Genomic DNA, 13,927 nt, shown 5'->3' on the forward strand with positions numbered 1-13,927 from the left:
ATGCGCTCGTCAGTGTCCGATGAGAAGTGAATCAAGACAGCCGAGTTCAGCGATGAGGCTGCTTTCGCTCCCGTTTCCGCTTCTCCTTCCGCTTTCGCCTTTCTTTCTCCTCTTTCCGTCTCCGCTTCCGCTTTTCGCTTCTTCCGTTCTCCTTTCGCTTCCGCTTCTTCCTCCGTTTTCGCTTCGACCGGTTGCCGTTGTTGCTATCGCTACAGACGGTTCCACACCGGTTCGTGAACATGTCTCGGGGTGCATCCAGGTTCGAGGGATGCGTACAGGCGTCTCGTAACGTCCCCTCGATGCTCTCGAAGCAGGTCAGTTCGTCGAGCCATTTCTGCGCACACTGGTTCGGGTTACACCAGACATTTCCATCTGGTGACTCGACGGCGAGGATGGCCTCGCCCGCCTCGACGGTGTAGCGAAACGCGTGTTCGCGGTCGCCACCGACCTTACAATCGGGCGTCTCGACCGTGCGCGTTCGACAACCGCCTTCGTTCGTCGCGCGGAGATACACCGTAAGAGGACTTGTACGCGCGAGTCCCGTCGCAACGACCTGACTGCACCCGCAGAAGTACAACTGATCCGGGGTCTCACCGGCGGCCGCTGTTCCCGTCGCGGCCCGTAACCCGACTGCACCTAGTCCGGTCGCTCCAACGGACTTTAGCACGGCCCGCCGGTTCACTGTTCGTCGTGTCGATTCGTCTCCCTCAGTTCGCGTTGGTGACCACATGGCTGTGTGAATGTTGCCGCTACGAGACAGCCCCACCAACCGAATCAGAATCCCGTAGAGACGATAGGACAGACGAGAATCACGAGTATAAGTATTATTCAGGTGACTAGAACGGTCCGGATCGAGAAAATAAATTGAGAACACGTACCCGCCCGAACGCCTTTGCCTCCAACCACCCTACGCTCGGCCATGACAGATGACTCCGAAGCCGACGACCCCGTCCGTATCCCCATCGTAGACGACGACTCGGTCGAAGAACCGACCGACGACAGTCGCAGCGCCGGTCTCATCATGCTCGTTCTCGCCATCGTCGCGTTCGCCGTTATCTACCTTGTCTCCCGAGGCAACGACGACGCGATGGAACCACCGTTCTGACCGCCCGACCCGAACGCAGGAGTAGCGACAGGGGATGTGATGTTGGAACTGACTCCGGATCGGAAACGGGCGAATCGGCAGTAGAGTTTATCATCTGACAGAAACAACAGCCGCCATGGCGTCGATAGCCGAGTTCACCCTGCCCGCGCCCGACTTCCCGTTGGGTCGAATTTTCGAGCGGTGGCCGGAGGCGACGCTAGAACTCGACCGAGTCGTTCCGAACGACGACACGGTGATGCCGTACTTCTGGGTGACCGTTCCGAACGCAGACGGCGATTTGGCGGCCATCCGAGAGGAGTTCGACGGACTTGCAGAGTTACGGTCGGCCGTGCTGATGGAGGAGTTAGGTGACAAGGGGCTGTTCCGCGCCGAATGGGAACCCGAGTATATGGGAATCATGCGCGCCATCTCCGTGACCGGTGTGACGGTTCTCTCCGCTACCGGCTCCGCAGACGGGTGGACGTTCGAACTCCGTGCGATGGAAGCCGAGCAGTTCTCGCAGTTTCATCACTACTGCACGGAACACGACATCAACGTAACGCTCGCCCGCCTCAGTCAACTCTCGGAGGCGACGACTGGTTCGGAGTACGACCTCACTCCAGAACAGGCGGAGGCGCTACGGCGCGCCTACAAATCCGAGTACTACGACGACCCGCGCGGAATCGACCAGAAGGCGCTCGCCGAAGAACTCGGGATTTCGCGGCAGGCGTTCGCGTCTCGTCTCCGACGCGGCTATCGTAACCTCATCAGGTGTACGCTCATCCGAGATACTCGAACTGACGACTAGCTGTAATAAACGAGTTGCATACGTAAGACGGCAACTCATTGTCCTCGTGCCACTAACGCAGTTGGAGATGGGCAACGGTTACGGAAGGGGTGAAACAGTTTCGACGGGCAGGGCATCGCCCGGTGGGCCATTCAGTGGAGACGTTGTCACACGCGTCTCCGCGCTCACGGGCTTCGATTCGGAACCCAGTTCCGATTCGTCCGCCGGTACGACCAAAGAAACGCTCAACCCGTCGAACACCGTCACCGACTCAGAGGCACCCGACTCAACACTTCGGAGGGCCGTTCGAGAGACGGACCGCCACAGCGGTTACGTCACCCTCAGCAGCCACAGAGACAGGGGAGCGGTCATCGAGGGGGGCACCATCTCCACCGAACAACCCACACGAGCGGCCGACAGGGTGTAGTCGCGCCTACAACACGCTCTGCCGTCATTCGGAATTCGGGCACACGGCAGACAAGTCGGCCGCTTTCGAGATCAGGGCACGTGGCGAAAACCACAGGGGTCTCACGTCCGTATTCTTTCCGGCAGTTCAGCAGGAGGCAACAAACCTTTCGTGCGACCGAGTGTAGTTTTCTGAGATGACGACTTCGAACGAAGCGGTCGGCGGGCCGGTCGTTCGCGTCGCCGGGGGTTCGCCGCATCGAACCGACGTGAGCGCCGTCGTAGACGCTGCGAGAGAGGCCACCGAGACGGCGACCGTTCGAGAGACGGGACCGACGGGAGCGGACGCACTCGAACCGTTACTGTTGGTCACGGTGGCGAATAAGACAGCGTTCTACGCCACGCCGTCGCTCGACACCGTCCGTAACGTGATACACGCCGCTGAATCGGGGAAATCCGCGGACGCTCTCGCTGACGGTGCAGACGCTGTAGTCGAGAGTGACGGAACGCGGTTGCCAGTTCCCGACGAAGGGCCGTTGCGTGTCGGTTGCCGTCGTGTACTCGGTCGATGTGGATGGGTGAATCCGACTGAACCACCCACAGAATCCGTTCTCGACGCCGTTTCCGACGACTCCGAGAGCGTGTGTACGGAGATACACCGAATCGGCCTTCTCGGTCGCGGACGTGGCGACGCACGCGCAGACCGGCCGGTCGCTGAGGGGTGGGCAACGGCACGGAAAACCGACGGCGACACCGTACTCGTGGTGAACGCGAACGACGCTGACGAGCGAAACCGAACGGACAGCACGCTCGTTGAAGGCGATGCCGGGGGCGTCGTAGACGCCGCAATGGCCGTCGCACACCTCGTGGAAGCCGAGGACGTAATCATGTACGCCCAGACGGGGTCGATGGCGGCCGAACGCCTCTCGGCCGCCGCCTCGCGCTACCGGGACGAGTACGGCGACGCACCGCAGGTGGCCGTCGGTCCCGAACGGTATATCGCAGGCGAACCGACGATGGCGCTTGAATCCTTAGAGGGGAACGACCGATTGGAAGCACGCTTACGCCCGCCGGGACCGGAAACGCACGGTCTGTACGGCCGGCCGACCGTCATCCATACGCCGCGGACGTTGCTACAGGTGCGCGAAGCGATTCTCCGGCCCGAGGAGTTCGACGCCGACGATGCTGACCCGGGAACGCGCGTCGTCACCGTCACTGGCGACGTGGACTCACCCGCGACGGTCGAACTCACAACAGGAGCACCGCTTCGGGCGGCCGCGGCGGCCGTGGATAGAACGGAGACGAAGATGGCCATCGTCGGCGGGCAGTTCGGCGGCGTCACCCGCCATCTGGACCACACGCTCTCTGCACCCGCGTTGTCGGGGGCGAATCTCGGTACCGAAGGCGTCGTCGAACTGTTCGGTGACGACCGGTGTGCGCTGGCGACCGTGGGGTCGCGCGCGCGGTTCGCGTCCGAAGAGAACTGCGGGCGGTGCGTCCCGTGCCGCGAGGGGACAACGCAACTCACCGACCTCCTGCGCGACATCTACGCGGGCGACTACGACGACGATACGCTTCGGGAGTTGACGCGGACGATGCGAAACACGAGTACGTGTGACTTCGGCCGAAGCGCGGCGCGAACCGTCGAGACGGCGATGGCCGCATTCGAGGCAGAATTCGAGGCGCATACTCACGGCCGATGTCCAACGGGGCAGTGTGACGCGCAGGCGGGACAGTGAGTGTGAAGTGGGACGTCCGGATCACGCGGTGGAACCTCCTGAACGCCGTGAAAGAACTTCTCCGACCAATCCTCCCGGTGGCGATAGTCGTCTACGCCGTTATCGACCTGTTCGCTGACGCGTGGGTCACAGAACAGGGACCCTCGATGCTTGCCTCGGCCGTTGACGGACTCGGATTTGTCACAGTCGGTATCGTCGGTGCCGTTCTCGTGTTCGACATCACTGACTGGTTGCGTTCGCGGTGAGCGACGCTGTCAGGGCCGCAAATTATCGATCCCCAACCGCTCGCACAGGTCTGGCGTCGGCCGCCCGTCTTCATCCCACCCAAGACGGTCGTAGTAGGCATCCAACGTCCGCTCGAACGCCTCGCGGTCCAGTCCGTCGTGCCCGCCCTGCACTTGCGGGCGGGTGAGTATGTCGGGCAGCGCATCGTCGTCACGGTCGAATCCCTCGCGGACGTTGAACAGGCGAGTGAGCGTCCACACTCGTTCGCCGACGCGACGAAGTTCCGCCGGCGTGTAGTCGAGACCGACGGCAGAGAGCCACGACGCACCGTAATCACGGATCACCTCGCCCGCGAAGTCATCAACGACCAGCGACCACAGCACCGCCCGCGTGATCTGTTCTTCGGCGACGGCCGCCGCGCGGCGTTCCGGCGACCACTCCTCGGTGGCAAACACCTCCTCAACGACGGGGCGAGCGCGGCGGTGACACGCTCCCCGGTCGCTAGTCGCGTAAGCGAGTGCCATCGCTGGCGACCCGCGCGGGTCGTACGACGGGAGTGCCATCGACTTTACCGTCGGAACGAGACTATCGCCATCACCAGACGGTGTCTGCTGAGCCGACGTATGTGAACGTCGCTCGTCGTTTCCGAAACGGTTGGCCGCCGCGTCCACACCGTCCGCGAGTGTATCTGCGAGTTCACCATCGCGGCGAGCGATACGTGAAACGAGTGCTTGTGCCGACGCCGCATCACCGAACGACAGGTCGCGTTCGAGGAGCCCTTCGTCGGCCGCTCGCATCGCCCACGCGACGGCGGTACCGGCGCTGATTACGTCCACACCGAGACGGTCGCATGTCGCTCCGAGCGTCGCCACAGCGTCGAAATCGTCGATAGCGAGACCCGCACCCAGCGAGATTGGTGCGGCCCCTCGCGGCACGGATTCGGGTTTCTGCTCATCGGAGACTTCGATACGAAAGTCGCCGCGTCCGTCGCTCACGACGCTCACATCGTCGTATTCGCGGGCGACAGCGGCCGCCTGAACCGCCTCGATTCCCACGTCGTCCACGCCGTCGAACGACCCGGACTCCCACCCGCGCGTCGGGAGAACGCCCATCTCGTCGGCGAAGTCTATCGTCTCCAGCGTCCCGCCCGCACGAAGCCACTCGCCCGGCCCCTCACGCGAGAAGCGTTCGCGGTGTGCCTCGCGGAGAGACTCAAGTTCCGGCGTCGATGTGGGCGGGTCACCACGAGCGACAACCGATTTCAGTTGCTTCGATCCGAAGACGGCCCCGACGCCGCCGCGTCCGGCGTGGTGGTCGCCACCGTCCGAGGCGAGCGTGGCGTACCGTACCAGATTCTCACCCGCAGGGCCGATGCAGGCGACTGCGCCGTCCACGCGGTCGTCGGTCTCCACGGTGTCGAGTCCCCAGCAATCGCTCCGTTCGAGACGGGCATCGCCGTCCTCGATCACGAGTCTGGTCGGTTCGTCCGCCTGTCCCTCGATAGCGACGAGGAGGTGGTCAGGAAGTGCGCCGGCAAGCGTTGGCGGGAACGACCCACCGGCGTAAGAGTCGAGAAACGTGCCCGAGAGCGGCGATTTCGTGACGACGGCAAAACGGTCCTCACCGGGGGCGATGCCGGAGAGTGGTCCGAGTGCGAGGATCACCACATTCGACGGCGAAAGCGGGTCGGTACCCGGGTCGAGCTTCTCATAGAGGAGTCGGGCAGCGAGTCCCTTACCGCCGACGAACTGCCGACGCCACTCGGCGGGGAGGGAATCGTGTGTGACCGTCCCGTCGGAGAGGTCTACGCGGAGGAGACGAGTTCGCTTGCGGAGGGCCGTATCGCTCATCGTGTTCGAATACGGTTCGGAAGGCGGAAGAACGAATCGACGCTCGGCGACTCGGGGAGACAATTAGTCGTCACCGACGGCTTCGAATCCGAGCGGTTCGAGATCGAGTCGGGAGACGAGCGCCGCCGCGCGGTCGTACGGGGAGACAGCCAGTTCGTCACCTGTCGGCCGCGACTTCCCGGCGGCGGCGAACAGGTGGTCGCAGAAGGCGTCTCTCACCTCGTCGTTCTCGAACAGGCCGTGGAGATAGGTCCCGAGAACGCGGCCGCGGGCGATACCGAGTGTGGCATCCGCGCGTCCATCAGCGACAAACGGAGCCACGGGAGTGCCGGCGTCCGACAGAGTGTCTGCATTCGGCGAAGCGTCCGCACCCGACAGAGTGTCTGCATCGGCGACGAGACTCGTCTCGCCGGTGTGAATCTCGTAACCCGAGACGGTTCCCGCGAACTCATCGAACGGGCCGGTGCCGTCGAACCGCCACCGTACCGGGGCAACACGCTTCTCCGTGGAGAACCGCGTCTCGACCGGGAGGAGGCCGAACCCGGGGAGTTCGTCGCCGCCGCGGACGCTCTCAGCGCCGACGTTTCGCAGGCGTTCGCCGAGCAGTTGGTAGCCGCCGCAGAGACCGACGATAGGGCCGGAAAACTCGTGAAGTCGGTCGTGCAGGCCAGCCTCGCGGCAGGCTCGTAGGTCGTCGGCGGTGTTCTTCGATCCCGGAAGGACGACGGCGTCGGCCGACGACAGGTCGGCGTCGAGGGGAACGTACTCGACCCGAACACCCGGTTCGGCCGCGAGCGGTTCGAGGTCCGTCGCGTTCGAGACGCGAGGGAGTCGCGGGACGGCAATAGTGATGGCCGCCTCCGACTCGTTCGCGGACGCCCCGACAGCGGCGCGTTCGTCTATCGCCGGGAGAGAAACGCTGTCCTCTTCGGGAAGTCCGGGGTCGTCGTACGGAAGGACGCCGAGGACGGGCACACCCGTTCGCTCCTCGAAGGCGTCGAGACCGTCCGAAAGGAGTGATTCGTCGCCGCGGAACTTCGTTATCACCGCGCCAGCGATGCGGTCGCGCACGTCGTCGGGGACGAGTTCGAGCGTTCCGACGAGCGAGGCGAAGACGCCGCCGCGTTCGATATCGGCGACGAGAAGCACGTCGGCGTCGGCGAACCGCGTCGTCTCGACGTTGGCCAAATCGCGGTGGTGGAGATTGATCTCCGCGATTGAGCCGGCACCCTCGGCAATGACCACGTCGTGCTGTCTTCCGAGTCGGGCGTGCGCCGCCTCCGCGGCATCGCGGGCGCGGTGCCAGCCCTCCTCGTAGTAGTCGCTCGCGGCGTGGTTCCCCGCGGGACGGCCGTTCACGACCAGTTGTGACTCCCCCTCGCCGCGGGGTTTCAGGAGGACAGGGTTGTGATCCGTCGTCGGCGTCACGCGGGCGGCGCGGGCTTGGACGTACTGGGAGACCCCGATTTCTCCGAAGGCGGCGTCGGTTACAGTGTCGGCGTCACCAGCGTCTCCGCCTCGCTCTGCCGACGACCCGGCCACCGCCGGTGCGATTGGGACGGCACGGGCGTTGTTGCTCATGTTCTGCGCCTTGAACGGCGCGACGGAGAATCCGCGGTCCGCGAGGAGGCGAGAGAGTCCGGCGGCGACGGTACTCTTGCCGACGTGGCTCGCCGTCCCCGCGACGAGGATGGTCCGAGTCGAATGGGGCGGACTCGAATCGGACGCGCCGTCGTCCGTCATCAGTATTCGGTACCCTTCCGCGCTCGCGTCCCGTCGTCGAACGGGTGGTTCACCTTCCGCACCTCGCTGACGAGATCCGCGGCATCCAAGAGGAACGTTGGTTCCTCGTGCCCGCCAGTCAGGACGAGTTCGAGATTCTCGGGCTTCGATTCGACCAGTTCGAGTACCTCGTCCGCGTCGAGTAATCCCATCTCGACGGCGTACAGAATCTCGTCTAAGACAAGCATATGGACCCCGTCCTCGGCGTTGCCATCGGACGGAAGCGGCGCGGTTAGGTCAGCCTCGCCCGCGGCGGCGACCAACTCCTTGGTCCGGTCGAACGCCGCCTGCGCCTTCGCGGCGTGTTCGTCGTCGTCCGACCCGTCCATGCGGCCTTTCCAGCCGTAGTGACCGGTATTCTCGTAGGAGATGGTAGGGAGAGCCGCGATGACGTTGTATTCGCCGCGGACGCTTTCAACAGAATCCGCACCGCCCTTCAGGAACTGGAGAAGATGGACGCGGTAGCCGTGCCCCGCCGCGCGGAACGCCATCCCCAACGCGGCGGTGGTTTTGCCCTTGCCGTCGCCCCACCACGCCTGCACGAGACCGAACTCCTCGGGCGCGGCCGGTTCGATATCCGTCGCCGCCGGCGAGATACCGCCGCCGGGCGTGTGTTGTCGCGTCTCTTCGGGCGAGTCAGGTCGCTCGTTGCTCATGCCTGAACGTTCGTGCGGGCGGACAAGAAGGCGACGAGTGCAAGCGGTGAACGTTCCGAATGAGCGGTCAGAGAAATCGATTTGCCCCCACTGAGACTCGGATCGGGTATTATGCTATTGGGACACAAGGGTTGGTCTGCGATGTCACGAGTACTGAAAACGTCGGGATTCCTCGGACTGACAGTGATGATGGCGGTTGGACTGTACATGGCGATGCAGTTGGAGACGGGTGGAAACGCGGGATGGTTGGTTCCGGGCCACGCGCACTTGGGCGTGCTCTCGATACTGGCGATTGTCATGGGGAGTCAAGTGGACGCGTTGAACGTCGTCGGACGACTCCGAAAAGCGACAGCGGGGCTCTATCTGATCGGGCAGTGGATGCTCCCGTTGGCCGTCTGGGGTGTCTCAGCGACCGGTATCGCCGTCATTGGCATGTCCACGATGCTGTGGGGGCTGTGTCTCGTCGTCAGCATGCTCCTCATGGCACACCAAGCGTGGACAGCCGATTCCCGCGACAGCGCCGGTCCTGGGACGGTGACGCCATCCATGGACTGACGTGAAGAGCGTTCTCTGTGACTCTTTTCGACGGCCTTGGCTCTGTCAAATCACCGTTTTACATTACTAAAGTGATTTGTCAGCAGACACTTACTCGGAGGTATGCGCAGACGACGCTTCCTCGCTGCTGCTGCCTCCCTCCCGCTCGTTACCGGGTGTACCCAGACACACGGTGATACGACGGAGACGACGACCGAACAGGGGAGCAACCCCACAAGCACCGCCACGGAAACAGAGACGAACACGTCGAACGATGTTGGACGCCCGCCGGAGACGTTTCCCGAAGCGAGACCCGATTGGTCGCAGGTGATCACCGCCGAGACGACGCCACGAACGTACGCGCTCTCGGGGGGATTCTATTACAACGACGACAACGCGGCGGTATACTCCGGATTCACCGAGACGGCGACGGCGAACCACCCCGCGCGACTCGTGTTCGTCCTGCAGAACGACAACGACTTCGCCAACACGTTCCGACTGGACGAGATACCGCCGTTCGGCCGTGGTGAGTGCATCGGTGACGGCCCTCAAGACAGCACCGACGAAATCCGAAGTGCAGGCTACCGGACGGACCTCGTGGTGGCACCGACTGAATCCCACGATCTGGCCTCGGAGACGCCCGACTACAAACGCGCCAGCGACGGGACGTGGCGACTCTCGTCACCGAAGTCCGGTCCGTGGCTCCCCAAACGGATCCGTTTGGCGGCTGACGAGTGGGTCCGCGGCGAGTACGTTCTATTGGGTCGTCCTGAAGGGACCGAGTACGGTCGCCCGACAGGCCGCTATGAGTTCTGGGGGCGAGATAGCGGGCTCACTTTGAACGTGTGGGACAGCGAGGCACCCGGTCCCGAGGCGGAGTCACGCTTCGCGGGCGAATCGGTCCCGTCGCTCACCGAACAGACGATTGCGTGGTTCCACGAAGCGGATGCGACGACAGAGACGTTCATCAGACCGAGTACAGAGCAGCTTTCGCTTCCGGGTGCCGTCGAGTACAAATTCTTCAACCACTCACACACAGATGTCGGGTGCGGTCACTGGGATCTGTACAAACTCCACGACGGCGAGTGGTTCCATCTCTTCCCAAAGATACACACCATGGACTGCCGCCTCCTCCCGCCGGGCGGTACGGAGACGCTATCGCTCCGAGCGTTTCACGGCGACGCGGTACCGTGCGGTGGCGACAACCCCAACGCGGCCACTAACGGATTCGGTGTGGGCCACCTCGGCGGTGGCCGATATGCCGTCGTCACCGGAGACGGTTCGGAGGCGGGAGCCAGCGGTGCGCTTCTCGACATTGAGGCCGATCAGGTGACGATACAACCGACCGACGACGTGACAGCGGAGCGAAACGGCGACACGGTGACAGTGACCTCGCCACGGTACGGCGACGGCGAACACTCGCCGGACGCGACACTGACGGCGACGCGGGCCGATTCGGCCGACGAGACGCGACTGCCCGAACAGGTGATGCAGGGCGGCAACTCAGGCTGGCGTATCCACGGCGTTCGGAACACCGTCCCGTTCTTCGCCGACGACGTGCACCGCGTCGTCCTCCGCACCGACGAACACGTCGCCGAGAGCGCCCTCGGCGTCGGCAACGATAGCAATACACGGCGACTCGAAGTCGATGGCACAGCCTACGAGTTCACCATCGAGCGCACCGAATCGGACTGACCCGACTGATTCCACGAACGCGTCGAGCGCGCCGGACTCGAACTAACGCCCGGCCGATTCCACGAACGCGTCGAGCGCGCCCGATTCGGCGTGGAAGTGCGTGTACGTTCCGAGCGTCCGGTACTCGGTAAGACCGTCGTTCGCGCCGTCGAGACCCGCACCGCGGACCACCTCGAACGCGTAGCGGGCATCCGGTGCGGCCGTAGCCGCCGAGTAATGGAACTCGTGGCCGCGGACCGTCTCTCCCTCGGATGCTAAAATCGAGTCGCGGCGCGCCCGGAGACCGACGTGGTCGAGACCGACCGGTCGTTCGGTCAGATGCGTCGAGACGGGAAGCACGCCCGCCATCTCGTATGTCTCCCCCTCGGCTGTCGTCAACGACTCTCCGAGAACCATGAGGCCGCCACACTCTCCGAAAACGGGAAGCCCGTCGGCGGCCCGCTCCGCGATAGTCGAGAGCGCGGGCGATTCCGCGATGGCTTCGGTGTGACGTTCTGGGTAGCCACCGGGGAGGTAGACGGCGTCGCAGTCGGGCAGATCGTCGCCCGCGACGGGCGCGAACGGTTCGACAGTCGCCCGCGCGGCGAGGTGCTCGCGGACCGACGGATAGACGAACCGGAATGCGTCGTCGGTAGCGACAGCGACGGTCACATCCGTCGATTCGACGGGGCGTTCCGGCGGCGCATCCACTCTGGGACGGCGGGCGAGTGCGAGCAGTTCCGTGGTATCGACGTGTCGGGCCGCCGCGTCGAGTGCGTCGTCGTCCACCGCCGACTCGTCGCCGTAGTGGAGTCCGAGATGTCGCTCGGGGACTTCGAGACCGTCCAGCGGCGGCGTTCGACCGACGTAGTGCAACTCCACCGGGATGGCGTTCTTGATCCCCTCCTCGTGTCTGCCCCCACGAGCGCGGGCGGCGAGAAGACCAGCCACGTCAACGTCGTATCCCATCCGGTCGGCGTAGGCGCGGAAGCCGAGCGCCGTCGCCGCGATGCTTTCCATGCCCGTGGTTGCGTCCACGACGAGGACGATAGGCAAATCGAGTTTCGCGGCGACGGCGGCGGTACTCACGTCCCCGTCGTACAGCCCCATCATTCCCTCGACGACGCACACGTCACCGTCGGTTGCACCGCGGGCGTAGGTTCGTTCGAGACCGTCGTCGCCGGCCAGCCACGGATCGAGCGTCCGCGACGGACGGCCGAGCGTCGCGGCGTGGTGACTCGGATCGATGAAGTCGGGTCCGGCCTTGGCCGCGACGGGTGTGTGCCCTTCGCGTTCGAGGGCGCGGCAGACCGCAAGCGTAGCGACGGTCTTGCCAACACCCGACGCCGTCCCCGCGAGAACGAGACCGGGGAGGTCCGCCGGAACCGGTGTGTCGGTCATTGTCCGTCTCTCCGCGTGCCCCGATTACAAAGCTTCGCCGTCGTTCTCGTCGGTGAGAATTTGACTGACAGCAGCGCGTTCGTCGGTGACGACGCCGTACTTCGCGTCTTCGACGGAATCAGGAAGCTCGTTGCCGTCAGCGGCACTGTATCGAGACTCAAGCGACGCACAGAGCGCGTCACGGACGCACGCGCGGGTCGCCGCTCCGACTTCCGTAGCGCTTCCGGAGTAGAGAGTCGTCTCACCGGCGGGATCGCAGGCAGCGATTATCGCGTCCGTCGTCGTCCCGGGGAACCCTGTCTGCGCGAGAAGGGTGGCCGTTTTCGCTTCGGCGGCGACGGCGACGAGGTTCGCAAGTGCACCCGCAGCAAGGTCACGCGTCGTCCCGACGAAGACGTTCACCGTCCCCGCGGGAGGGTCGTCCGTCCGGGAGTGCGCTGTGGAGTGCGCCGAATCCGCGACTGGAAGCGCCGCCGGGTTCGAGACGCCAGCGGTAGCGACGACTTCGACAGGACCGAGACGAGCGCGACGGGCATGGCGCATCGAGACGCCGGTGAGGAGTGTCGGTCCCTTCTCATCGAATCCCGCCGCGTCGAGGCGGCGTTCGACGTAGCCGTCTACGTCCATCTCGTCCCAACCCTCGGGGACACTCACGTTGTACGCGACAGGGCCACGCGATTCGCCGCCCGCATGCCCAGTCGAGAGCCACCGCGTCTCCGGTCGGGAGAGTTGAAGCACGTCGTCGCGGACGGTGGCGTCGAAGACGGGTGTTAGCATCAGAACTCAAGCAGTGTCCGAACAAGTTTGTCGTTTTCCTGCGGCCGACGGACGGCTACCCGGACGTGCGAGTCGAGCGTCGGGAAGGTGCGCGCATCGCGGAGCGCAAAGCCCCGTTCACGGGCGTACGACAGCAGTTCGTCCACGTCGCCTTCGACGCCGAGCAGAAGGAACGGCGCGTCCGACGGATACACCTCGAACGCATCAGAGAGCCGTTCGCGCATCCGCTCGCGTTCGATTCGGACGCGGACTTTCGTCTCGGTGACGAACACCTGTTGACGCATGCAGAACTCCCCGACGTCGGCCGCAGGCGTCGAGAGCGACCACGCCTGTCGCGCGGCGTCTAGCTTCTCTCCGAGTGCCTCCGTGGCGACGGCGAATCCCGCGCGAAGACCGGGAAGTCCGAACATCTTCGTCAGCGACCGAGCGACGATGACGCCGGGTTCGCCCGCGAGACTCGGATCGTCGGTGAAGTCAAGAAACGCCTCGTCAACGATGAGGACGGTATCGGCGTCGCGGCAGTCTTCGAGATACGCGCGCAGTTCGTCGGGGTCGGCCGCCTCGCCCGTCGGATTGTTCGGGTTGCAGACGACGGCAGCAGCATAGTCTCGTGGATCGGTCTCCAGAATCTCGTCGTGTGCGACGGCGACTGGCGTCGCGCCTTGTAATCTGATCTCGCGGTCGTACTCGCCGAAGCTCGGTTCGGGAAGCAGCACGTCGTCGCCCGGGCCGACGGTGACGCCGAATGCGAGTCGAAGAGCGGCCATTCCACCGGCGGTCGGTATCACGTCGTGCGGGTCGCAGTCAACGTACTCGGCGGCCGCAACGCGAAAATCAACGTAGTCGTCGGCCGGATACCGCGTGGACGTTGCAAGCGCGGACTCGTATGCGAACGCAATGCCCGACGGTCGGTTCGGGTTCGTGTTCGCACTGAAATCAAGGATGGTTACGTCGTCCGCGCCACCGTGTGGAACACGGGAGACAGCGGAGACGGCATCAAGGTCCATTATCGG

Annotated in this window: 14 protein-coding genes; 7 read left to right on the plus strand and 7 right to left on the minus strand. The window is 64.4% G+C overall.

Going from position 1 to position 13,927, the window contains the following annotated elements; translation table 11 throughout:
* Window positions 1-46: 46 nt before the first annotated feature.
* A complete protein-coding gene (locus tag HBOR_RS12550; RefSeq protein WP_241432418.1) occupies window positions 47-682 on the minus strand; it encodes a hypothetical protein in 636 nt (211 codons plus the stop codon).
* A 237-nt stretch (window positions 683-919) separates the two neighbouring features.
* On the opposite strand from HBOR_RS12550, the gene HBOR_RS12555 reads away from it, so the two are divergent.
* The 5 genes from HBOR_RS12555 to HBOR_RS12575 all read left to right on the plus strand — a co-directional run bounded on the left by HBOR_RS12555 (window position 920) and on the right by HBOR_RS12575 (window position 4,260).
* Window positions 920-1,105 (plus strand): hypothetical protein, encoded by a 186-nt coding sequence (locus HBOR_RS12555; protein ID WP_006056385.1) that lies wholly within the window; start codon window positions 920-922, stop codon window positions 1,103-1,105.
* 115 nt (window positions 1,106-1,220) lie between these two features.
* Window positions 1,221-1,892: a helix-turn-helix domain-containing protein gene (locus HBOR_RS12560; protein ID WP_006056384.1), complete on the plus strand. Its 672-nt coding sequence runs from the start codon at window positions 1,221-1,223 to the stop codon at window positions 1,890-1,892.
* A gap of 46 nt (window positions 1,893-1,938) precedes the next feature.
* On the plus strand, window positions 1,939-2,298 hold the full coding sequence (locus tag HBOR_RS12565) for a hypothetical protein (RefSeq protein ID WP_129783439.1): 360 nt from the start codon (window positions 1,939-1,941) through the stop codon (window positions 2,296-2,298).
* A gap of 175 nt (window positions 2,299-2,473) precedes the next feature.
* Window positions 2,474-4,015 carry an NADH-ubiquinone oxidoreductase-F iron-sulfur binding region domain-containing protein gene (locus HBOR_RS12570; RefSeq protein WP_006056383.1) on the plus strand — a complete coding sequence of 514 codons (1,542 nt, stop codon included), beginning with the start codon at window positions 2,474-2,476 and terminating at the stop codon, window positions 4,013-4,015.
* Between the two features lie 2 nt (window positions 4,016-4,017).
* On the plus strand, window positions 4,018-4,260 hold the full coding sequence (locus HBOR_RS12575; protein ID WP_241432417.1) for a hypothetical protein: 243 nt from the start codon (window positions 4,018-4,020) through the stop codon (window positions 4,258-4,260).
* A 9-nt stretch (window positions 4,261-4,269) separates the two neighbouring features.
* Here HBOR_RS12575 and HBOR_RS12580 read toward each other — a convergent pair whose 3' ends face one another.
* The 3 genes from HBOR_RS12580 to HBOR_RS12590 all read right to left on the minus strand — a co-directional run bounded on the left by HBOR_RS12580 (window position 4,270) and on the right by HBOR_RS12590 (window position 8,528).
* A complete protein-coding gene (locus HBOR_RS12580) occupies window positions 4,270-6,090 on the minus strand; it encodes an aldehyde ferredoxin oxidoreductase family protein (RefSeq protein ID WP_013440679.1) in 1,821 nt (606 codons plus the stop codon).
* Window positions 6,091-6,153: 63 nt separating this feature from the next.
* Entirely contained in the window at window positions 6,154-7,833 is a 1,680-nt protein-coding gene (locus HBOR_RS12585) for a cobyric acid synthase (protein WP_006056380.1), read from the minus strand.
* Entirely contained in the window at window positions 7,833-8,528 is a 696-nt protein-coding gene (locus tag HBOR_RS12590) for a cob(I)yrinic acid a,c-diamide adenosyltransferase (protein WP_006056379.1), read from the minus strand. The genes HBOR_RS12585 and HBOR_RS12590 overlap by 1 nt, the downstream gene beginning before the upstream one ends.
* 141 nt (window positions 8,529-8,669) lie before the next feature.
* On the opposite strand from HBOR_RS12590, the gene HBOR_RS12595 reads away from it, so the two are divergent.
* Both HBOR_RS12595 and HBOR_RS12600 read left to right on the plus strand, forming a co-directional pair.
* Entirely contained in the window at window positions 8,670-9,083 is a 414-nt protein-coding gene (locus HBOR_RS12595) for a hypothetical protein (protein WP_006056378.1), read from the plus strand.
* 102 nt (window positions 9,084-9,185) lie between these two features.
* Complete coding sequence (locus HBOR_RS12600; protein ID WP_006056377.1) at window positions 9,186-10,757, plus strand: hypothetical protein; 1,572 nt, start codon at window positions 9,186-9,188, stop codon at window positions 10,755-10,757.
* Window positions 10,758-10,799: 42 nt separating this feature from the next.
* Here HBOR_RS12600 and HBOR_RS12605 read toward each other — a convergent pair whose 3' ends face one another.
* Genes HBOR_RS12605 through HBOR_RS12615 form a run of 3 tightly spaced genes read right to left on the minus strand, consistent with a single transcriptional unit; the run spans window position 10,800 to window position 13,921 of the window.
* Window positions 10,800-12,137, minus strand: coding sequence for a cobyrinate a,c-diamide synthase (locus tag HBOR_RS12605; RefSeq protein WP_006056376.1), 1,338 nt, complete (start codon window positions 12,135-12,137; stop codon window positions 10,800-10,802).
* Between the two features lie 24 nt (window positions 12,138-12,161).
* Window positions 12,162-12,914, minus strand: coding sequence for an adenosylcobinamide amidohydrolase (locus HBOR_RS12610; RefSeq protein WP_006056375.1), 753 nt, complete (start codon window positions 12,912-12,914; stop codon window positions 12,162-12,164).
* Entirely contained in the window at window positions 12,914-13,921 is a 1,008-nt protein-coding gene (locus HBOR_RS12615) for an aminotransferase class I/II-fold pyridoxal phosphate-dependent enzyme (protein ID WP_006056374.1), read from the minus strand. The genes HBOR_RS12610 and HBOR_RS12615 overlap by 1 nt, the downstream gene beginning before the upstream one ends.
* Between the last annotated feature and the right edge of the window lie 6 nt (window positions 13,922-13,927).

This window comes from Halogeometricum borinquense DSM 11551, from assembly GCF_000172995.2.
GTDB classification, from domain to species: domain Archaea; phylum Halobacteriota; class Halobacteria; order Halobacteriales; family Haloferacaceae; genus Halogeometricum; species Halogeometricum borinquense.